The sequence below is a fragment of the Candidatus Harpocratesius sp. genome (genome assembly GCF_054039255.1).
The window spans coordinates 21,840-42,377 of record NZ_JBPLBG010000027.1 but is presented as its reverse complement, the minus strand read 5'-3'; the positions used below and the strand labels follow the sequence as shown (position 1 = coordinate 42,377).

Genomic DNA, 20,538 nt, shown 5'->3' with positions numbered 1-20,538 from the left:
TTTTCGAAGACAGCAAAAAGGTAGGCTCAGAAACAGCCACCCTATAATGAGTACGTAACAGTTCATTTGCTAAGAAAAATGGCCCAGAAAATGGACGGGGCTCAAGTCTACCACCGATACCGGGGGGCATACTCAGGAGCGAGTATGATCCGGTAGAGGGGCGTGGGGCTCGAGATAAAGTACGGCCGTAAGGTCGTATGAATCGTGCTCCAGTGCAGATCCTGGCAGTAGTAACAGCTGAGATACGTGAAAATCGTATCCGCCGAAAGGCCAAGGGTTTCTTGGCAATACGTCGTTAGCCAAGAGTTAGTCGTTCCTAAGGTCATTCTTAACCGTCTTGACCGAAAGGGAAACAGATTTATATTTCTGTACTTGGAAGCTAGGTATTCGGCGACGAATGGGGGATTGGTGACGGAAGTGGATAGTTCGAGCGGGATTGTCGTTCCCGTTTAAATGTATAACTCTGGGGTGTGCCTTTGCGGCGAGAACCAGACTAAAGCATGAATAGCCGCCTTACTGTGGGCGGTTCGAGACGATTTCAATTCCCAGTGAAAAGCCAATCTTCAACAAACTTCTAAGACGTACCCAGAACCGACACAGGTGTGCCCAAGGTGAGAAGCCTCAGGCGTGTGGAATTACGGGTTGTTAGGGAAATCGGCAAAATGGAGCGGAACCTTCGGAAGAACGCTTGCTTGGAGCCTTTGCGAAAGCGGGGGGCTCTAAGTTGCAATAACTAGTATCACCCGACTGTTAAATACAAACATAGCTTTCTGCAAGACCGAAAGGTTGTGTACAGAAAGTGAATCCTGCCCAGTGCAAGTCAGTCAAAACCGGGTCCAACCGGAATAAGCTCTTGTAAACGGCGGGAGTAACTATAACTCTCTTAAGGTAGCCAAATGCCTTGTCGTATAAGTAACGACGTGCATGAACGGACCAACGCGGTGGTAACTGTCCCAACATCCTACTCCGTGAACCTACAGGACGGCGAACGGTCCGTCACGCACCGTTGGGAAGAGAAGACCCCATGGAGTTTTACTGCAGCTTGTTCTTGACATACTCTGATACATGCAGAGTGTAGCTGGGAGCGTCGATGCTATGCTTTCGGGTGTAGCGGAGCGACAATGGAACACCAGCCTTGTATCGGGGCATGTCTAACTTGCAAGTCGCTTGCGAGGACAGGTGCAGGTGGGCAGTTTCGGTGGGGCGCCAGAGCTTGGAAAAGATATCCAAGCTACCCTAAGGTCAACTCAACCGGGACAGAAATCCGGTGAAGAGTGGAAAGGCAAAAGTTGGCCTGATGGAACCCTCGACAGCAAGGGGTTCCGAGACGAAAGTCTGGCTTAACGATCTTTCATTAACCTTTGGTAGGTGGTGGAAGTGATAGAAAAATTACCCTGGGGGTAACAGAGTTGTCGCAGGCAAGAGTTCATATCGACCCTGCGGCTTGCTTCCTCGATGTCGGCTCTTCCTATCCTGGCCATGCAGCAGTGGCCAAGGGTGGGGCTGTACGCCCATTAAAAGGGAACGTGAGCTGGGTTTAGACCGTCGTGAGACAGGTCGGATTCTATCTAACGGTGCTGTTGGGAGTTTGAGAGCAGCGTGCGTCCAGTACGAGAGGAACAACGCGCGGTCGCCTCTGGTGAGGGGTTGTTCGACAGAGCATGCCCCACAGCTACGCGGCAAATCATAAACGCTGAAAGCATCTAAGCGTGAAGGATGCCTCGAAACGAGACTCCCATTCAAGAACACGTGCAGATTGTGAGATTCTTTTTGCCGAAAGGATCTTGTAGCATTCTGCGAACGGGGACTGGCGACAGTAACCGTAGTTCAAGACGAGCTCACCGGTAAAAGACCGGGTAGGTGAGTCAGGCGGTGTAAACACGGAGCATTTGCGACGTGCGTAGCCGGCCGATCTCAATAGAGCGAGTGTTTGGACTGGAAAAGGAACATATGGGCCCTGGCTTTGAGTCAGGACTCCAGAACGCGCTATGAAATTAACTACAAAATTTTGTCATGGGAAAAAAATTTCTATCTTTTTATATTATTTTTAGATATTTATGGTACCTTAGATAATTAATTTTTGAAAGGGAAAAAAATATGAGAAAAATTTTAATCGTTTGTCCTATTTGTAATAAATCCAAACGAATACCTGTTCCTGAATCTATTTTTCATATTGAAGAAGGTTCTTTATTAAAATTACCTATTAAGAGAAAAACGATTTGTTCTCATGAATTTGTTTTACTAATTGATTATAATTTTTCAATTAGAGACTACGAAATTGATAAAGATGAGGTTAAAAGGATTCAACAAATTAACAGAAAAAATGAAGATTTATCTATCTTTGATATAATTATTTAACTTTTTTTTTATATTGGTTCAAATATAAATATAATCGATTTTTCATCATGGAATATTTGTAGGTTCTGAATTTGTTGAGTAATTCTATAATTTTTTTCTGTAACTCCAACAAATTCAATATTATAATTTCCTGGTTCAAGAGGAATTGCTAAATCAAAAGAGAAAATAGTTTCTTTATTTGGGCTCAAATGAATCTGGGAAATTCGTTTAAAATAATTACTTTGTTTATAATGGATTTCTAAATCAATAGTAAAAGAGACCGATTCAGGATTATAAAAGAATATATCAATTTTTTCAGTAATTACATCAACAAATCTATTTTTTATACCTATTTGATTAGATTCTTCATTTGTTTTTAATGAATTCAGTAATTCTTTTGATTCTTGTAAACGAAATGAATGATTTTTGTGAAAAATTGGATTTCCAAATTGTATTTTTGGGAGTTGATTAAATTCCTCAAAAAATGGCGTGTATTCTCTTGAATTTGAAAGATTGTTAATTTTAATATAACTTAAGATTTTTTTATAGGTTAAATCCCTTTTTTCATCTAATTTTGGAAGTTCTAAAACATAAAGAGGTGAAAAAATGACACTTCCAAAATTTGCTACTTGAAAAATATCTTGTCGTTTAATTATTTGTAAAATTGATTGTAAATTAATATTCTTTAAGATGAAGGGAGCGACCATTATCCCATTTAACTCTAAATTGCTAATTATAGTATGGGGAATTAAAGGAATTGCTCCTGATAATAAAATTTTAGAAAATTTCTTTTTTTTTTCCATACCAAATAATGGATTCTGAATGAGTAAATTGAAATTTTTAATTTTTGATTTTTCTAGTTTTTCTTTTGTAAATTTTGCGATATCAGGTTGTTCTTCAAGAATTGTAATTGATTTTACGACTTTTGAAATTACTGCTTCTAAATAACCACCTTTTGCACCCAAAAAGAGAACATGATCTGTTTCATTTAATTCTAATAGAGTTGTTATCATACTAATCATATGTGGTGCTGAGACAGTTCGATTAATTATATCATTTTTATAAAAAAATAATACAGGACGATCTCTTAAAACAAACCATTTTAATTGTTCTTGAGTGAAAAACGCATCAAGTGGAAGTTCCTTTAAAATTTGAAAAATTTTTTTATTCCTAAGATAACCCATTTTTATATGATTTAATAATAATTGTAAAAATATTTTCTGATAATCCATATTGATATATCCCCCTAAAATATTCAGAAAATTAAACTACTTATTTTTTACTCATTTTGAAAAAATGAAGCTAAATTTAAGTTAATCTTGCTGAAGGAATATATTTTTTGAAGATTTATATTAATAATTCTCTGAAAATCAATTAAGAATAATAAAAAATTTATAATCAATAGAAAACCATCTAATTAAAACTAAAAATTAAATCTTTAATTAAATAATAAGATGAATATCTAAACAGATTTCTAAAATCCTAAAATAAATATTTAAGGATTTATTTTATTATATCAAATAAGTGCCTTTATTTTACTGAAAATTGATTTTTCGAATTATAATGAGGATTATTCTATGGCCATCGAAAAAGAAAAAGAATCTGAAGCTTCCATTGAAAAAGAAAAAGATTCAAACTATTTAATAACATATACGCGGCATTTGGAACGAAGACTCCGTAATTTAGAAGCTACCAAATCAAAATTAGAGCGAGAATTGTTGGCGAGTCAAAGAGATTTGGATAATTTGCGGAAGGAACTAGATCGTCTCCGTCAACCTCCATTAATCTCTGCTCATGTTACAGATATTCTACCTGACCATAGAGCAATTGTAAAATCGAGTTCTGGACCCTCTTTTATTGTCAATATTGCTCCAAAAGTAAATATTGATGAATTACATGTAAATGATCGCGTTGCTTTAAACCAACGGACATTTTCGATCATGGAACGATTACCTACAATAGTGGATCCCCTTGTTCAAGTTATGGAAATAACTGAAAAGCCCGATGAATATACATATGAAGATATTGGTGGATTAGATGAACAGTTAATTGAAGTAAGAGAAACTGTTGAAAAACCTCTTTTAAATCCTGAATTATTTGAAAAAGTAGGTGTAATTCCTCCTAAGGGAATACTTTTATATGGTGTACCTGGAACAGGAAAAACTATGGTCGCTAAAGCAGTTGCTAATGCTACTCAAGCAACGTTTATCCGAATTATAGGAAGTGAATTAGTTCAAAAGTTTATTGGAGAAGGTGCACGGATGGTTCGCGAGCTTTTTGAAATGGCACGTAATCATGCACCAGCAATTATTTTTATCGATGAATTAGATGCCATTGGTTCAAAAAGATTGCAAGTTGCAACTTCTGGTGATCGCGAAGTTCAAAGAACATTAATGCAACTTTTAAGTGAATTAGATGGATTTAATAATCGTGGTGATATTCGAATAATAGGTGCAACAAATCGACCAGATATATTAGATCCTGCATTACTACGACCTGGTCGATTTGATCGATTGATAGAATTTCCCCCACCAGATGAAGAAGCTCGAATTAAAATTTTTGAAATTCATAGTAAATCTATGAATTTAGAGAAAAAAGCAAAAAATTTCAAACAATTTTCACATTTGACAGAAAATGCAACTGGAGCAGAGATTAAAGCAATTGTTATGGAAGCTGGAATGTTTGCAATTCGAGATAATTCAGAAGAAGTTAAAGTAAGTCATTTTAAAAGAGCCATTGCTAAAGTAATGAAAACATCCAAGAAAACACATGATAAATTTGAAATGTATGCTTAATGGCACTTTTTTTCTTATTCTGGCTTATTATTTTTTTTCTTATCCTTGATAATAGTAATGATGTTCATATGTCGCCAAATATGTATAATCAAAATGAAATTGAATCATTTCTTCGCGGAATTTTTACATATCAATTCAATACTACCGTTGCTTCTGTCTTATTAGGCAGTTTTCCTAAAATGACATTTAAGTTTTCTCATAAAACCAAAAAATTAAAGTTTATTTATGTTGATAACCAGATTTTTGCATCTTACCGTCCTCAAACTGGCACTTTTTCATTAAGTTTTAGTGCTGCTAACCTAATTCTACATCATACATCAATACCCACTTTACGTGTGGTTATTCTAACCGAAGTACAAGATTTCATTAAGGATGGAAAATCAGTATTCTCGCAACATGTTGTAGATGTCGATCCTTCACTCCATATTGGTGATGAGGTTATTATTGTAAATGAAACTGATGAACTTCTTGCAATTGGTAAACTTTTCTATCCTCCAATTTATATAAAACAAAGAGTCAAAGGGAGCTGTGTAAAAGTCCGAAAAGGCATCAATTCCATCAATTCTTTAAAAGAATAAAATTTTATTGTATTTTTGTATTTTTATTCCTTATATAATCATTTTAGGAGATTATAAATAATGGGAAAACTTCCTAAATCAATGCAAAATAAAAAAAAACAGGCAAGAGAATTGCGCGCTAAAGGAAGCGCTACTCTTCAAAAAAAGCACCGTGCTCATCCCGTACCTCAAAATCGCCAAATGCGTAGACGACTTAAACAACAAGGTATTGGAGATATGGAGCAAATTGAAGCAAATCGTGTTATTATTCAAACTGATACAGAAGATTTAGTAATTGAAGCACCTCAAATAATTCGAGTGAATCAACAAGGAATGAATGTATATCAAGTAATTGGTAATGCAGAGCCATATCCATCCGGAACTTATTCAGGACAGGCTACTGAAGTATCAGAGAATCTTGAAGATGTAAAAGATATTGAAGACGCAAACACTGATTTATCTCTTAACGTGGAAATTACTGAACAAGATATTCAATTAGTTGTCATGCAAACTAATGTATCTACTGAAATCGCTAAGCAAACTCTTCAAGAAACTAACGGGGATCTTGCTAAAGCGATCATTAAATTAAAAACGAAATAAATCGCTAAAATTTAATATCTGTTCCAAAATTTTTTTTAATTTTATCGAAATTAGCTTCTTTGATTATATATGTCTGCTATTGCCTCAAAAAAAACGGAAAAACTGGAAGGTCCAGAAAAAATATTATTCTATATGAGTTATGTATTTCTGGGCACTATCGTATCAATACTCATTCTTGTAGCGTTATTTTCCTGGGATCTCTTTTCAACTAATGTTTTAGCACCAATAATTTACTTTCTTATTTTAACTGGCTTAGTTCTTAGTTTTGGAACAATGTTAAAAGAAGTTCCAAATTCGAAAAAATTAATTTTAAATTGGTTTTATGGATTTATTGGTCTCAGCTTTATTATTGGGATCGTATTAGGCATTTTTATGTGGTAATTTTTCCATTGCCATTATTTCTTATTTTTTTTGCATCATTTTGTTAAGTTCAACTATTTTTTGGTCAATAATGGATGAGAATTCTCGATTATTTGAATCTTCCACAAATCTAAATGCTTGTAAATATTCTTCTAAAGCTTTTTGATGAAATCCTAAATGTTCTAATAAATTTGCCTTTTCTGCCATAGATTTTGCAATTCCAAATCGATTAGACAGTTGAAGCTTTAATTTAATAATTTGATTATAAATTTCTAAAGCTAAAGGGTAATTTTCATTTTTTTTGGCAATTTCTAAATTTTGAGCAAGTTTATATAACTCAATGATATCTTTCATTTCTTTCATATTTTGACAAATTGGAACTAAACTTTTGAAATCACTTACTATTCAGATCATATCACTATATTCTTTATTCATTCTTATGCATTGGAAAAGCATTTATGATTTTAAACGATTAATTATTTATATGAATCAACTTGCAGAAATATCTCCTAGTGCTAATAAATATCGCATTGTATGCAAAGTAGCTAATCCAATTAACAAGTTGATATGCTTTTATTCATTTGATAAAGGAAATTCTTGGGCATCTCAAGTCATGATCCCCACTAATGAGTTTGAATATTTAATGTATATTTCTGACATTCCCTCCTTCTCTTCTATTTATTTCTTTTTTCAAATTGAAACTTTGGATTTAAATATCTTTATTGATAGTAATAATGGTATTTTTTATCAACTCTTATCCCGAGATGATGATTTCACTCTTTCAATTCAAACAGATTCAAATAACATTTCTGAATTTCGGGATTTAAACGATGATTATGGATCAATAGAAGACAATAAGCCAGATCTTGAAAACTTACATGAAAATTTTCCTTCTTACAATGCGCCTTCTCCTATTTCTTCTTCATTTTTGTCATCTCCGTCCATAGTTCAATCCGAATTTCCTAAAAATTTACAACCTTCAAAAGAATCTTCTTCCAGTTTAGCTATTCGTTCTTGCAACCCTTTTAATTCTTCTTCATTAAGTAATTCTTTTCCCTCCCAAAAAATCATCAAATTTAGGCAATCTCACATTAGCGATATCTCTATTACTTCCAAATCGAAATCAAAATCACGTAATATGAAAAGTAAGATTGAATTTTTCACTTGTCAAAAGTGCAACGGGCGATTTCCTGAACCCCTTTCTATTTGTCCATATTGTGGGTCTCAGAATAATTAATATATCAGAATTATAAATAAAAATTCATAAATTTGCATATTTTCTATTTATACTCTTTTATCATTTTCATAAAAATCAGACTAAAAAAGTTGCATTATTAGGCAAGAATTTCTTTATGTTACTTAATATATAATAAAAAAGTTATCCTTATAGGCGTGAATCTCTTGACTGATCAATATGATTTTCTCTTTAAATGTGTGGTAATTGGTGATGGCGGCTGTGGAAAAACTGCCATTGTTGTTCGTTTCTCTCAAGGTTTCTTTAAAGAGAACTATAAGATGACCATAGGTGTCGAGTTCGCAGTCAAGAGTATAGAAGTAAAAAACGCTCAAAACTATACATATAACGTAAAATTGCAAATTTGGGATGCTGCAGGTCAAATGCGCTTTCGATATGTTCGACCACTATATTATAAGGGAGCAATGGGGTGCATTATCCTTTTTGATATAACAAATCGAGAAAGCTTTGATCATATTCCCATGTGGATTGAAGAAATTCGCAAAGAAGTGGGTGAAATTCCTACATTACTTGTTGGTAATAAAAGTGATTTACAAGATCAACGTGTTGTGTCTCAGAAAGAAGCTGAAAAATTAGCAAAAAAATTAGGTTTTTTATATGTAGAATCTAGTGCAAAAAATGGTGTGGGAGTTGGAGATATTTTTAAGATCTTGGCTTTAATGATGATAGGTGAAGAAGTCCCTAAAGAATTGATTGAAGAAAACTTAGCACAACAGTTGCGGACCTCAGAAACACCTTTTTCAGAAAGTAAGACACAACCATCACCATTCGATATAACTTCAAAACCATTCAATATTGGAGAAACTGAGCATTCTGAAGCTGAACAAAGAATGGTAAGTAAACCGAAACCTGCACCTTTATATAATAAAAATAGCAGTGGAGTCTCACCTAAATCAGGTTTTGAACCTATCAAAGTTAAACCCTCACTGAATTTTTCTTCAAACTCATTTAAAGTAAATCCTTTTAAATCATCAGATCAAAACATTTCATCAACAAAGAAGCTTGATGATATAGTAAATGATAGTTCACTTGAAGCTGTTGAAAATCAAGGTATTTTTACTACAGGAACACGGAAAACATTTCCAAAACCACAACCAATGTCGTCTCAAACTATTGATTCAGAACTGTTTATCCCCAAACCACCACCAAATCCACATATTCCAAACGTTCTAAAATCTGACAAATTGGAAGATAATTCTAAACAACACTACATTCACACAATTCCATCCACAAATCAAGGAAATTCATCTCCTTTTTCAGAAAGCAGCAAAGAAGTGAAATCTACGAGCGGTTTTGAAAATCCTTTTATAGCGAAAAAAGAACCAGAATTAAATAATTCAATTATAGTTCCCCAAGAACAAAACCCTTTTATTTCATCATCAGTCAAAAAAAATGGAGATAAATTAAGTACTTCATCTAAAGACAATTCTCAAAAGAATACAATTCCTTTTATATTCCCAACAAAACCTACTACTTCATCATCTTTAACAAATCATAAAACAACATCCACTTCAGAGATATCTACTGTTAATTTACCCAATAATTCATTTACAAAAGAACAATCTGCACCACATTCATCAAAACTATCTTCTTCTGGAATACATTCTACTTCATCTTCTTCATTAGCACCTTTTATTCCCGGACAAGATTCAAATGAGAAAAAATCTTTCGAAAATAAACGTGAATTACTTGAAAAGAAATTAGAGTTAAAAATTCCTGCAAAAACGTTTACTGGGACTGTCAATCCTTTTTTAACACCAAAATCTACAATGATTCCTCCTGTGCCAAAAAAACCGTCACCAAATCCCTTTATCAAACAAAGGGAATCTATTAGTCCCAAACAAATCGTATGTCCTAATTGTGGAAATGTACTACCTAAAAAATTTAAGTATTGTAATAAATGCGGTGTTTTAATGAAATATTAGAGCATTTAAATCAGTGTTCATTAAGAATAATATTATGGCTGAAGAGAACAATACTTTAGGATTTTTACAGCAACAAGTGGATCTTTTAATTAAGAATTTTGGCGGATATTGGCCTCCATTATCCATGTTGGCTTCAGTTATCGAAGAAGTTGGCGAAATCAGTCGTGAATTAAATGCTTTTGAAGGTTTTAAGCCAAAAAAGCAAAATAAAAAATATTTGCCTCATGAGAAGTTAGCTGAAGAATTAGGAGATGCATTATTCAGTTTGATATGTATTGCGAATTATTATCAAATTGATTTATCAAGGGCTTTTCAACGAATTCTTCGAAAATACCAAGAAAGAGATCAAAAGCGTTTTTCTTCTGATTTCAAATCTTCTCCTTCATCTTGATTCCATTCTTTGATAATTAAGTGGCTACTACTCTCAATGATTTCAGGAATTTGATCAATATCATTTAAAAATTTCAAATAAAGGGTTTGTGTATTTTCAGCAGCTAGAATAAACATTAAATCATATTCACCTGTTATATATGAAATTTGACGAACTTCTGGGATTTTTCGAAGTTTTGCAATAACATCTAAGCTTTTACCAACTTGAATTTTCAAAAAGGTCATAATTTTCACGTTCATTTTTGCCATACCTCTAGCACAAAATGTGAGTGTATTTCTTTTAAACCTGGAATTTGTTCAATTAATTCGAAGATCCTGACAAGTTCTTCTGAAATTTGTACTCCTATCTCAATAAGAATGTCAAAATAACCTGAAATTACTTGCATTTTTTGAATTTCAGGAATATCTTTTAAGGCAACTAGAAATTCTCTTTTTCGTTGATTTTCAATTTTTAGAAAGCTAACAACTTGAATTTCCATAATATTTTTCTCCTAAAGTGAATCATTAAAATTTTGCTCAAAATGCTCAGATTGCTTTTCAGAAAGTTTAGAAAATTCCATGCGTTCTTTTATTGAGATGCCTTTATATTGTTCTGGTATGGATCGATCGATATTTTGACTTTGATTCAAAACAAATAATAATTCATACCGTTTTAAACCGGGTAATTTAGAAATTTGATTGTAAATAACTTTATTCAGTATTTTTGCAGTAGGAAATTGAAATTCTACCATAAGATCAAATTCTCCTACAAGAGATCTAACTTCTTTGGCAGATTTGATTAAATATAAATCCTTCATAGCCAAAAAATGGAATTGAGGTTCTATCTTTATAAACAAATAAGCATGAATCTGTGCTTGCGTTTCACTAACAAATTTTGTAATAACTGAAATACTAAGTAAAAATATTATAATAAATAACCAAGATGTTGGAAAAGTTTCAGATAATACTGTTACACCGAGAATAATATTAATAATAGGTTCAAGTAATTGAAGTACTCCAACCCACAAATCAAATGGCGCGGATTTCGGCCAAGAAGTTGACAAGTAATAATATAATGTATAAGGAGCAATAGTTAATCCTAAAATTAAAATGAGTCCATTCAAAGAAAACATAATCGCTCCAATTTCAGGTAATTCCAAAAAGAATAGTGCTATTTCGTCTTGTAAGGACTGGTTTGGTATTGAAATTTTTGCAATAAATAGAAGTGGAATGAATGTAATCACACAAAGTATACTTAATATTGTCAGTTTAAGTAAAACTCGCAAAAATTTATAATTAGAATTTACTCGTATAATTGTAAATTCTGTATTTGACAATCGATCCATCCCGCTTGAAATAACAAAAAAGGAGAGAACTACTCCATATCCAATCACAAGAATCAATGATTGAATTGAAAATTTTGAATTTGATTCAATTGATTGCGAATTTAATCCTAATATAATTGAAGCTACAATTAAAGTGATTAAGTAAATTAATTTAAAACCTGAAATTTCTTCTTTACCCATCCCCCATTTAATTCCTGCAATAATTATCAAACTTAAAATTACTCCAATTGCTGTTGTAATTGCTCCAATTGTTTTTAGACAATAGAAAAAGAGAAAAGTCATAACATTCAAGCCAAATATCGCAATAACTAACAGATAAAGCCATTGAGGAAAAAAGAAAAAATCTGCATTTTTTTCTAATAAATAACTCCAAAGTTGAATTACTTTAATTTTCTCTTCGTTTGTTTTCTTGAAATGTTCGAAAATCATAATTCCAATAATAATTAGGAGTAAAATAATAGTCATTGCCAAAAATCGCATAAAAATTATAGAAAATGATGAGAATTGCGAAAATAGCTGTTTCGCTGGTAAAGGAATCAAACCCCAAAGCAAGTTGCATAAGCTAAGAAGAAAAATTTTACGGGTTAGCTCCTTCATGAAACTCCTTTTGTATAAGGAATCCTTATAAATAAGGTTATTGAAGTTATTGATAAGAAAAGTTGGAAATATTTATAATTATTGAACAAAAATGATCTTTTTTTTTTAATTGATCAAATTGAAGGCAAAAATACCTTTTATTTTCTGACTTCTTTAAATCTTACACTAAATTTTGCCAAAAAATCCGTATGGCAAAAGCTTTAATTATTTAGTTAGTACTAATTTATCTGTTTATCGGCGAGAGTGGAATGTCAAACAAAGAATCAGACTTTATTTTAGCTTTTGATCACGGGACTTCAGGTATGAAGACAGCTATAATATCGACAAAAGGTGAGATATTAGGATTTGCTTTTCAAAATTATGGTATGTATTATTTTGAACAAGGATGCGCTGAACAAGATCCTGAAGATTGGTGGCAGGCACTGTTGAAAACTAGTCATCAAGTAATTAATCAAACTCACATTGATCCAAAGAAAATAATTGCGATTACTTCAAGTAATCAAATGGATGGAACCATTCCAGTTGATCGAGATGGGAATCCATTACACAACTGCATTACATGGCTTGATAGTCGAGGTTCAAGCGTAATTAAAGAGAAATTTGGTGGTATAATTGGTGGCTACAACCTCCGTACTATTTTCAATTGGTTATTCCGCACTGGGGGGGTTCCGGGACTTTCTGGTAAAGACATTATTGCCCATATTCTTTGGCTTAAAACAAACTTTTCAGATATCTATAATCAGACATGGAAATTTCTCGATTGCAAAGATTTTCTTAATTATCGTCTTACCGGCAAAATTGCCACTTCTTATGACTGTGGAATTTTAACGTGGCTTGTAAACGATACTGATATCAATAATATTCATTTCGATGATAAATTAATCCGTTTGGCTCAGTTAGATCGAGAAAAACTACCAGATTTACACACAGCAACTCATATTCTTGGTCCTGTTCTCCCACAAATTGCACAAGAATTGGGAATTCCTCGCAATACAAATGTGATAATTGGAGCAGGTGATATGGCTAGTGCTGCAGTCGGTTCTGGGGCAATATTAACTGGACAAGGGCATGTGAGCTTGGGAAGTTCATCTTGGATTATTTCTCACACTCCACGCCGAAAATTAGATATTGATCATTACATTGGATCAATTCCTTCTGCAATCCCTTCCATGTATATGATCGTTGGGGAACAAGAAGCTGCAGGAATTACACTTGCATGGTTAAAAGACAATATTTTATATCATAAAGATCAGCTCCTTCATGATGAAGGTCAGCCAGATGTTTATAAGATTTTTGATAAACTTGTAAGTGAAATTCCACCTGGAGCAAACAATCTCATTTTCACTCCATGGTTGTATGGGGAACGCAGTCCAATTGAAGATCACACTTTACGTGGAGGATTGTTCAATATCAGTTTGGATACTGATCGTCGTCATTTATTGCGGGCAATTTTCGAAGGTGTGGCTTTTAATTCACGGTGGTTGCTCCAATTTGAAGAAAGACTGATTGGAAGGAAATTTTCAGAGATTTCCATGATTGGTGGTGGTGCCAGTAGTGATGTCTGGTGTCAGATTTATGCAGACATTCTCAATCGGAAGATTAAGCAGGTTTCTCATGGTAAAGAATCAAATTCAATTGGAGCATCGCTTATTGCATCAGTAGCTTTGGGAAAAATTACATGGGAGGAAATTCCTAAATTAATTTCATTTAAAGCAGAATATACTCCAAAAATTGAAAATAAAAAACTTTATGATCGTTTATTTAGAGAATTTGTAAATATTTATTCCAATAACCGGAGAATGTATCAACGGTTAAATAAATTAAAGCGCTAGATTGAAAAAACTGGAAATTTTTTTAATTTCATGTTTTCATGTTCTTTAATTTTATGAAAAGAATTAAAAGAAATCAATATTAAGCTTCTTCAATTTCAACTTCATCAAAGACCTCATCTTCTTCAATCTCTTCTAAAAATCGAGAAGGACCATTAAGCTGATCATGATCAAATCTAGGGATTATTTCAGGATAGGTAAGGTAAAGAACATCCTTAGCTCGGGTGCAAGCAACATAGAATAATCTGCGTTCTTCTTCGATTTCTTGAGGATCTCCAATAGATCGAGATGAAGGCATTCGACCATCAACCAAATTAATAACATAAACTACTTTCCATTCTAATCCTTTAGCTTGATGAATTGTAGAGAGAATTAATGGCTTTTCATCTTCAGTTTTATCCCCTTGAATGATAGTTTCTCCTTGTAAATTATATTGGGTGAGAATATCTGCTAAAAATTCTCGAACAGAATGATACTTTGCAGCAAAATTTTGTAATTCTTTTAAATCTGCTAATCTATCTTCATAATTCTTCATATATCGAGAAGGAAATATCGGTTCAAGGTAATTTGTTATTTTTCTAATGATCTCTGGTAAAGATGGCCAATGCTCTTCTGGAAGTAGTTCTTTTGAATGGTTCTTAAATGCTAATTTTTGATAAAATTTCTGAAGCGTTTGAAGATTTTCCAATCCTATTTTTCGTAGACGTTTACCCCGCATTTCGATTTCTAAATTACAGAATACAAACCCATTTAGTATATTCGGACGTTTTGATAATTGTGTGATGATTTTTTGCGCACCATTATCCGAAACCCCTTCGTGCATTGAAAGTACTCTAATCCATTGAATTGTATCTGTTGGATTGGCTAAAATGCTAAGGAAAGCAATTAAATCTTTAATATGGGCTTGTTCAAAAAATCTCACCCCTGCACGCATTTCATAGGGAATTTTTTGTCTGACCAATTCTTGTTCCAGCTCAATTGCATGAAATCTGGCACGAAAAAGTACCGCTTGTTCGTGTAATGGGATATTTTCATCACGATGGAATAATATCTGTTGGCAAATCAATTGAGCTTCTTGTTCTAAAGAATAACATGGAACCATCATTGGGCGCTCTTTACTTTCACGAATTGCTCTTAGCGTTTTTGAAAATCCAATTTTGTTTTTAGAAATGCTTGCATTCGCAAGAGCCAATATTTCTGGTGTACTTCTATAATTTGTCTCTAATTTATATATTTGGCAATTTGGAAAAATTGTTGGAAAATCTAGCATGTGTTCATAATTTCCTCCCCGGAAACGATAAATAGATTGTGCATCATCTCCTACCACAGTTACCGATTTTGCATGTTTACCTAGTTCGATTACGATTTGAGCTTGGATAGCATTAACATCTTGATATTCATCTACCAATACATGATGAATCGAATCCCTATATGTTTGGGAAATTGAGTCATTTCGAAGAAACTTAAGGTAATTCACCAAAAGATCATCAAAGTCCATTACATTATTGGATTTCTTTTGTTTTTTAAATACTTCTATAGTTTCAGCAATTTCTTTTCCCAAATCTTCATAAGAAGGATAATATTCTGATAATACATCTTTTAATGATTTCCCTAAATTAATTATTTTGGAAGAAATATCAAGTATTTGAGGTGATTTAGGAATACGACGGCGATCATGTTCATTAAAGCGATTTGCTACAATTAATTTCATCAAATGCTTTTGATCACCAGGATCTAAGATCGTAAAATTTGGAGAATAACCCATCTGTGATGCATATTTTCGAAGAGCTAAGTTGGCAATATGATGAAATGTCCCTGCTTTTAAACCTCGGATTTCCTTTCCCACTAACCCTTGCACTCGACTTATCATTTCTTGAGCGGCTTTTTTTGTGAATGTAACTAAAAGAATTGCATCAGCGGGAACGTGTTGGTTAATTAAATATGCAACTCTATATGTTAACATACGTGTTTTTCCAGAACCGGCTCCGGCAATAACTAAAGCAGGTCCTTTTGAGTGTAAAACTGCTTGAAGCTGTTCTGAATTTAATTCCTTTTGGAATTTTGGGGGAATTTCTATTGGTTTGGTCTTCAGTTTAATAACTTTTTTTACCATAAAATTGATCACTTGTTCACTTTGTCCAGTTGTTCTTTTTTTTTAAACATCGGACTGGTTCTTGTATGCTGATATGACTGCAATAAATTATCTTTATAACAATTTTTTCCTTTAAAAAAATTCCCCGTATTGTGATCTTATTAATTTTTGGCGAAATTTATGGAGAAAATTATCAATATTATAAATAATATAAGAACTTATCCGCACTTGATAATTGTAGTAAATTTAAAAATGATAATAAAGAATTCGTTTTAAATCATTGAGAAATTCATCAATGTGAGCATGATTTACATGCGGCATACTTACAAAGCGTAATAATCCTCTATTTTCAAAGAAACCTAAATACCAATCATGTTCTCGCAGAATTTGATTTAATTTTTTAATTTTCTTAGAAGATCTTATATTATTTCCGTTAGAAAATTGGATACCTAATACATTTGTTTCAGGAGAACACACAGTACTTAACTGAGGTATTTTTTGAATTTGATCCTCCAAATATTTAGTCAAATCCCATGCTTGCTGAACAATTTCCAAAAATCCTTCAAAACCAAGAAAATGGATAAGACCCCAAAATGAAATGGCTGGTGCTCCTGGACGTGTTCCTAAAATATTAAAGGTTCTAAAACCTCCTCCTGCTAAGTAAGGAATTTTAAATCCATTTTCCTTTTTAACCTTAGAATTATCATCATCACCATCTTTTACTAAAAAAATTCCAGATGGATTTACATTCATACCCATTTTATGTGGATCTACGCTGATTGTGTTAACATATGGGGATCTAAAATCATAAATTGGAAATTGATGCCCTAATTTTTCTAAAAATGGAAGCACAAAACCTCCAAAAGCTCCATCTATATGAAGAAACTTATGATATTTGCGGGCTAATTCTGCTATTTTATCGGTGGGATCTACTAAACCTAAAGCACTTGTTCCAGCAATACCCACCAAAGCGATGGTACTATCATTTATTAAGCTTTGATATTCGTGCATATCAGGATGGAAATCATCTTTTAAATGTGCAAAGCGTAATTCGATATTCATAAGTCGGGCAATCTTTTCAAAACTATAATGAGCTGCTTCAGATAAGACTATATTGGGATGAGAAATCTCCGGTTGAAGGGATCTTGCTAAATAAATTGCAATAATGTTGGACTCGGTTCCACCTGAAGTCATATTTCCTTTTATTGTATCAGTATGTGATGCTCCAAGTAAGGAACCCATCATTTGAACCAATTTTGCTTCAATTTTCGCCGTCCCTGGGTTTAAACCACGATCACCCAAGTTTTTCTCCATATATTCAGAATACAGTTTTGCAGCAAAAAAATGCGGTTGGGTTGACATAGCACCAAGAACTCGCCCTGACTTATATGAAACATCATTTAGGACATCATTTCTCAACATATTGTTAATTAATTCGGGGTTTGAACCATATTTAGGAAAAGAAGAAATTGTAAGTGTATTATGAGAAAAGAGGCTTTCAAAATCGATGTTAGTTTTGCTTCGTTGACTTAATTCCATTATATAATCCTCTATTCTCTATGTATATAACTCATTTTTCTCAATGTCAAATATAAACCCTTGATTTCATGCCACATTCTCAAAGAGAAAGATTTTTCACTCCTTATCCTACCTTCAAATTCAAAACAACCTTAAAACTTTAGAAAGATCTAGTATAAACTATTTTATTCGAGACAATTTACACTTTAATCACTTGATAAATTATATATGAAAAGATTATGGTAATTTTTTATATATAATTCCTATTTGTAAACAATCGTAATATTTTTATAAGTGGTTCGTGTGAGGTAAGATGTTAGAAAACAATATTGTCGAATAAAAAAGGAGGTTAAATTGATTTATGCAAGAATTAGAAAAAATTAATGAATTCTCTGGCATCCTCACCTTTGTATCCCATCAAACTCACACCATTTCTGAGATTCTTTCCCGACTAAATTTAGAAGAAAAGCATTTTGCTGTCTTGGTTAATGGACACAAAGTAGATTTGAATACAATTGTTAAAGATGATGATGAAATCACTGTGTTACCTAAAATTGCAGGAGGATAAGTATACCATTAATTTATTTAAAGAAATGTCCAAAAAAATTTTCATTTATTGAGATCACCATCTTTTCATATCTTAATTAATTTTATTTTTTGTGCTTCATTTTGATTATTGGAAAAAAAAATTTAATTTAATATTTTAGTTCGAGAGCGTTTGATTATGGGACCAAGAAAGGAATGCGAGTTGTGCGGACGAGAAACATATTCATTAGTGCGACGTGAAATTGAAGGAGTTCTTATGTATGTATGCCCTGATTGTAAAGAATATGGTGTTGAACCTAAAGCTGATCGCCTAGCTCGAGCAAAACAAATCCGAAGAAAGCGTAATTCAGAAAAATTTCAATCAATTTACAAAACTGGCACTAGTTCTGGTGTAGGTTCTGGATCCAAGCTACGCTCTCAACACTCATCGCAAAGATCCATATCACGCAAAAGAAATGCTAAGATCGCAAATTTAAAAGTTGTGGATAATGCTCCAGAAATATTATTAAAATGCCGTACCAAATTAGGGCTTTCTGCAAAAGATTTCGCACATTCTGTCCTTGTAAAAGATAATTACTATAAAAGAATTGAGAAAAACACTACTCCATTACCAATTGATATTGCTCGTAAATTTGAAAAAAAATACCGACTAAAACTTGTTGAAGAAGAAAATGCTGGAGATGAAGAAGAGATCTTATCTAAATTTATGGCGCCTCGATCGAAATCGGCAGATTCAGTCATCTATTTTCGTAAACGTGGGGAAAAACCGGAATATGACCAGTAATCTCCATAAATATTGAATTTGATCACCTTCTAAGGTTCGTTTTATTGTGAAGAAATATGCAGTAATTATCCAAGTGTTCCATCCAAATTTACATCAATACTCATTTGCTGAAATGGAAGGCTTGGTGGAAAGTGCGGAGTACACCATCTGTGGGCAAGTGACCCAAATATTGAATAGAATCAACCCCACCTATTTTATTGGAAAGGGAAAATTCAAGCAATTACAGAAGTTTCTGGATGGATATTTTGATACTAATGATCATGCGACTAGATTGGTAAATTCTGCTAAAAATGAGAAAAATTCACATGATTTCGATTTTGAGACCGATTTTGATAATGATCTTGAAATGAATTATGATTCAAATTTACAATCTGATTTTGGACATCCTTCTGATGAGGGAGTCGATGGAATTTTAGTATTTGATGATAACTTGAGTAAGAATGATATAGAGAGTGTAGAATCTAAAATTAAAGATTCTGAAGAGAATGTAAAAATAGATTCCATTGATTTTCCACCTTCACTTTCTCATCGATCTGAACTGACACTAATCTTTAATAATCGGTTAAGTTATTCACAAATCTCTACATTATCCAAAGAGCTTGGAGTACTCGTCAAAGACAGGGATGATGTAATTCTTGAAATTTTTGAATTGAATGCCCGTACTCGAGAAAGTAAACTCCAAATTGAATTAGCTCGTATGGCTCTTCAAACTAATATCATTAAAAAAGAATTTGGAATGCACCTTAATGAAAAACAAGGTCGTGACTTCATGGGAAAGGGATTACGGGGTTGGGAACCTCAATTACGTGCTTTTCGCCAGCGTAAAAAGAAAATTCAAAAAGAATTAATAAAAATCTCGCATCAAAGATATCTTCGTAGAAAAAACAGAAGTAAATTGTTTAATATTGGTGTAGTCGGATATACTAATGCAGGTAAATCCACATTAATGAATACATTGGCTAAAACTCATCTAGAAACCGCAAATCATGAGTTTACAACAATTTCACCAGTAAGTCGTAAAGTAACCATTCCTCATTTTGATAATTACGGGCGATGGGCTGGTGATGAAGTAATTCTTACTGATTCTGTTGGATTTATAATGGATATGTCTCCTGTTCTTATTGATGCTTTCTTAAGCACATTGGAGGAGCTCCAATTCTCGAATTTACTCTTGATTTTGGTGGATTGCTCAGATTCTATGGTAGATATTAATCAAAAAATTCAAACAACCCTTTCTATTCTACAAAGAATTAATATCGATGATCTTCCGCGCTTCTTTTTGTTAAATAAAATTGATCTACTAACGTCAGATGATCTAAAGGAACGAATTCAATATCTAAAGCTCCTTTATCCTCAAGAACATTGGTTTTCTATTTCTGCACAGAATAAATCAACTTTGGAAAATGTAATTAGCGATATACGAAAATATAAAAGAATGCATTTTCATCAATAATTACTGTATTTCTCTCTATAAATCGCTGAAATCAACAAAAATTGCCCAATAACCAATCAATTGTACTACAGTAGAAGCAAAATTTTTTTTGTTATGTGATCTTTCCTATCTTGTTTCCTCTTTTTGAGGGAAGATTTTATAACACTTTTTAGAAGAGAAAATCTCTTTTTTTTGC

19 protein-coding genes and 1 rRNA gene are annotated in these 20,538 nt (G+C 32.9%); 13 read left to right on the top strand and 7 right to left on the bottom strand.

The window, feature by feature from the left end; all coding sequences use genetic code 11:
• Both ACXLDF_RS05150 and ACXLDF_RS05145 read left to right on the top strand, forming a co-directional pair.
• A 23S ribosomal RNA gene (locus ACXLDF_RS05150) occupies positions 1-1,938 on the top strand; the annotation flags it as partial.
• 159 nt (positions 1,939-2,097) lie between these two features.
• Positions 2,098-2,358 carry a hypothetical protein gene (locus tag ACXLDF_RS05145; RefSeq protein ID WP_457557425.1) on the top strand — a complete coding sequence of 87 codons (261 nt, stop codon included), beginning with the start codon at positions 2,098-2,100 and terminating at the stop codon, positions 2,356-2,358.
• An 8-nt stretch (positions 2,359-2,366) separates the two neighbouring features.
• On the opposite strand, the gene ACXLDF_RS05140 is transcribed toward ACXLDF_RS05145, so the two are convergent.
• Complete coding sequence (locus ACXLDF_RS05140) at positions 2,367-3,569, bottom strand: protein-L-isoaspartate O-methyltransferase family protein (protein ID WP_457557424.1); 1,203 nt, start codon at positions 3,567-3,569, stop codon at positions 2,367-2,369.
• A 345-nt stretch (positions 3,570-3,914) separates the two neighbouring features.
• Here ACXLDF_RS05140 and ACXLDF_RS05135 point away from each other — a divergent pair, with 345 nt between their 5' ends.
• From ACXLDF_RS05135 to ACXLDF_RS05120, 4 genes are all read left to right on the top strand, one after another.
• Positions 3,915-5,132 carry a proteasome-activating nucleotidase gene (locus ACXLDF_RS05135; RefSeq protein ID WP_457557423.1) on the top strand — a complete coding sequence of 406 codons (1,218 nt, stop codon included), beginning with the start codon at positions 3,915-3,917 and terminating at the stop codon, positions 5,130-5,132.
• Positions 5,133-5,200: 68 nt separating this feature from the next.
• Positions 5,201-5,710 (top strand): PUA domain-containing protein, encoded by a 510-nt coding sequence (locus ACXLDF_RS05130; protein WP_457557422.1) that lies wholly within the window; start codon positions 5,201-5,203, stop codon positions 5,708-5,710.
• A gap of 60 nt (positions 5,711-5,770) precedes the next feature.
• Positions 5,771-6,289: a nascent polypeptide-associated complex protein gene (locus tag ACXLDF_RS05125; protein ID WP_457557421.1), complete on the top strand. Its 519-nt coding sequence runs from the start codon at positions 5,771-5,773 to the stop codon at positions 6,287-6,289.
• Between the two features lie 69 nt (positions 6,290-6,358).
• Complete coding sequence (locus ACXLDF_RS05120; RefSeq protein WP_457557420.1) at positions 6,359-6,670, top strand: hypothetical protein; 312 nt, start codon at positions 6,359-6,361, stop codon at positions 6,668-6,670.
• 21 nt (positions 6,671-6,691) lie between these two features.
• Here the strand turns inward: ACXLDF_RS05120 and ACXLDF_RS05115 are convergent, their stop codons facing one another.
• Positions 6,692-7,012, bottom strand: coding sequence for a hypothetical protein (locus ACXLDF_RS05115; RefSeq protein ID WP_457557419.1), 321 nt, complete (start codon positions 7,010-7,012; stop codon positions 6,692-6,694).
• Positions 7,013-7,133: 121 nt separating this feature from the next.
• On the opposite strand from ACXLDF_RS05115, the gene ACXLDF_RS05110 reads away from it, so the two are divergent.
• From ACXLDF_RS05110 to ACXLDF_RS05100, 3 genes are all read left to right on the top strand, one after another.
• Complete coding sequence (locus ACXLDF_RS05110) at positions 7,134-7,886, top strand: hypothetical protein (protein WP_457557418.1); 753 nt, start codon at positions 7,134-7,136, stop codon at positions 7,884-7,886.
• A gap of 164 nt (positions 7,887-8,050) precedes the next feature.
• Positions 8,051-9,829 (top strand): GTP-binding protein, encoded by a 1,779-nt coding sequence (locus ACXLDF_RS05105; RefSeq protein ID WP_457557417.1) that lies wholly within the window; start codon positions 8,051-8,053, stop codon positions 9,827-9,829.
• A 34-nt stretch (positions 9,830-9,863) separates the two neighbouring features.
• Complete coding sequence (locus tag ACXLDF_RS05100; RefSeq protein WP_457557416.1) at positions 9,864-10,220, top strand: nucleotide pyrophosphohydrolase; 357 nt, start codon at positions 9,864-9,866, stop codon at positions 10,218-10,220.
• On the opposite strand, the gene ACXLDF_RS05095 is transcribed toward ACXLDF_RS05100, so the two are convergent.
• From ACXLDF_RS05095 to ACXLDF_RS05085, 3 genes are read right to left on the bottom strand one after another with little or no spacing between them, the layout of a single operon-like run.
• A complete protein-coding gene (locus tag ACXLDF_RS05095) occupies positions 10,175-10,468 on the bottom strand; it encodes an Lrp/AsnC ligand binding domain-containing protein (RefSeq protein WP_457557415.1) in 294 nt (97 codons plus the stop codon). The two genes, ACXLDF_RS05100 and ACXLDF_RS05095, sit on opposite strands and share 46 nt — an antisense overlap.
• On the bottom strand, positions 10,456-10,698 hold the full coding sequence (locus tag ACXLDF_RS05090) for an Lrp/AsnC ligand binding domain-containing protein (protein WP_457557414.1): 243 nt from the start codon (positions 10,696-10,698) through the stop codon (positions 10,456-10,458). Before ACXLDF_RS05090 ends, ACXLDF_RS05095 begins: the two co-directional genes overlap by 13 nt.
• 12 nt (positions 10,699-10,710) lie before the next feature.
• Entirely contained in the window at positions 10,711-12,141 is a 1,431-nt protein-coding gene (locus ACXLDF_RS05085; protein ID WP_457557413.1) for a hypothetical protein, read from the bottom strand.
• A 248-nt stretch (positions 12,142-12,389) separates the two neighbouring features.
• On the opposite strand from ACXLDF_RS05085, the gene ACXLDF_RS05080 reads away from it, so the two are divergent.
• Entirely contained in the window at positions 12,390-13,973 is a 1,584-nt protein-coding gene (locus ACXLDF_RS05080; protein WP_457557412.1) for a xylulokinase, read from the top strand.
• 79 nt (positions 13,974-14,052) lie between these two features.
• On the opposite strand, the gene ACXLDF_RS05075 is transcribed toward ACXLDF_RS05080, so the two are convergent.
• Positions 14,053-16,083 (bottom strand): ATP-dependent helicase, encoded by a 2,031-nt coding sequence (locus ACXLDF_RS05075; protein WP_457557411.1) that lies wholly within the window; start codon positions 16,081-16,083, stop codon positions 14,053-14,055.
• Between the two features lie 225 nt (positions 16,084-16,308).
• Complete coding sequence (mfnA, locus tag ACXLDF_RS05070) at positions 16,309-17,601, bottom strand: tyrosine decarboxylase MfnA (RefSeq protein ID WP_457557410.1); 1,293 nt, start codon at positions 17,599-17,601, stop codon at positions 16,309-16,311.
• Between the two features lie 340 nt (positions 17,602-17,941).
• Here mfnA and ACXLDF_RS05065 point away from each other — a divergent pair, with 340 nt between their 5' ends.
• The 3 genes from ACXLDF_RS05065 to ACXLDF_RS05055 all read left to right on the top strand — a co-directional run bounded on the left by ACXLDF_RS05065 (position 17,942) and on the right by ACXLDF_RS05055 (position 20,363).
• Positions 17,942-18,148 (top strand): MoaD/ThiS family protein, encoded by a 207-nt coding sequence (locus ACXLDF_RS05065; protein WP_457557409.1) that lies wholly within the window; start codon positions 17,942-17,944, stop codon positions 18,146-18,148.
• 156 nt (positions 18,149-18,304) lie between these two features.
• Positions 18,305-18,910 (top strand): helix-turn-helix domain-containing protein, encoded by a 606-nt coding sequence (locus ACXLDF_RS05060; protein ID WP_457557408.1) that lies wholly within the window; start codon positions 18,305-18,307, stop codon positions 18,908-18,910.
• A gap of 46 nt (positions 18,911-18,956) precedes the next feature.
• A complete protein-coding gene (locus ACXLDF_RS05055) occupies positions 18,957-20,363 on the top strand; it encodes an HflX-like GTP-binding protein (protein WP_457557407.1) in 1,407 nt (468 codons plus the stop codon).
• The last annotated feature ends 175 nt before the right edge of the window (positions 20,364-20,538 follow it).

Excerpts from the sequence above, each read along its gene's own strand:
- ACXLDF_RS05145 (WP_457557425.1), top strand. The coding sequence starts at position 2,098 with ATGAGAAAAATTTTAATCGTTTGTCCTATTTGTAATAAATCCAAACGA.
- ACXLDF_RS05140 (WP_457557424.1), bottom strand. The coding sequence starts at position 3,569 with ATGGATTATCAGAAAATATTTTTACAATTATTATTAAATCATATAAAA.
- ACXLDF_RS05135 (WP_457557423.1), top strand. The coding sequence starts at position 3,915 with ATGGCCATCGAAAAAGAAAAAGAATCTGAAGCTTCCATTGAAAAAGAA.
- ACXLDF_RS05130 (WP_457557422.1), top strand. The coding sequence starts at position 5,201 with ATGTCGCCAAATATGTATAATCAAAATGAAATTGAATCATTTCTTCGC.
- ACXLDF_RS05125 (WP_457557421.1), top strand. The coding sequence starts at position 5,771 with ATGGGAAAACTTCCTAAATCAATGCAAAATAAAAAAAAACAGGCAAGA.
- ACXLDF_RS05120 (WP_457557420.1), top strand. The coding sequence starts at position 6,359 with ATGTCTGCTATTGCCTCAAAAAAAACGGAAAAACTGGAAGGTCCAGAA.
- ACXLDF_RS05115 (WP_457557419.1), bottom strand. The coding sequence starts at position 7,012 with ATGAAAGAAATGAAAGATATCATTGAGTTATATAAACTTGCTCAAAAT.
- ACXLDF_RS05110 (WP_457557418.1), top strand. The coding sequence starts at position 7,134 with ATGAATCAACTTGCAGAAATATCTCCTAGTGCTAATAAATATCGCATT.
- ACXLDF_RS05100 (WP_457557416.1), top strand. The coding sequence starts at position 9,864 with ATGGCTGAAGAGAACAATACTTTAGGATTTTTACAGCAACAAGTGGAT.
- ACXLDF_RS05095 (WP_457557415.1), bottom strand. The coding sequence starts at position 10,468 with ATGGCAAAAATGAACGTGAAAATTATGACCTTTTTGAAAATTCAAGTT.
- ACXLDF_RS05090 (WP_457557414.1), bottom strand. The coding sequence starts at position 10,698 with ATGGAAATTCAAGTTGTTAGCTTTCTAAAAATTGAAAATCAACGAAAA.
- ACXLDF_RS05085 (WP_457557413.1), bottom strand. The coding sequence starts at position 12,141 with ATGAAGGAGCTAACCCGTAAAATTTTTCTTCTTAGCTTATGCAACTTG.
- ACXLDF_RS05080 (WP_457557412.1), top strand. The coding sequence starts at position 12,390 with ATGTCAAACAAAGAATCAGACTTTATTTTAGCTTTTGATCACGGGACT.
- ACXLDF_RS05075 (WP_457557411.1), bottom strand. The coding sequence starts at position 16,083 with ATGGTAAAAAAAGTTATTAAACTGAAGACCAAACCAATAGAAATTCCC.
- mfnA (WP_457557410.1), bottom strand. The coding sequence starts at position 17,601 with ATGGAATTAAGTCAACGAAGCAAAACTAACATCGATTTTGAAAGCCTC.
- ACXLDF_RS05065 (WP_457557409.1), top strand. The coding sequence starts at position 17,942 with ATGCAAGAATTAGAAAAAATTAATGAATTCTCTGGCATCCTCACCTTT.
- ACXLDF_RS05060 (WP_457557408.1), top strand. The coding sequence starts at position 18,305 with ATGGGACCAAGAAAGGAATGCGAGTTGTGCGGACGAGAAACATATTCA.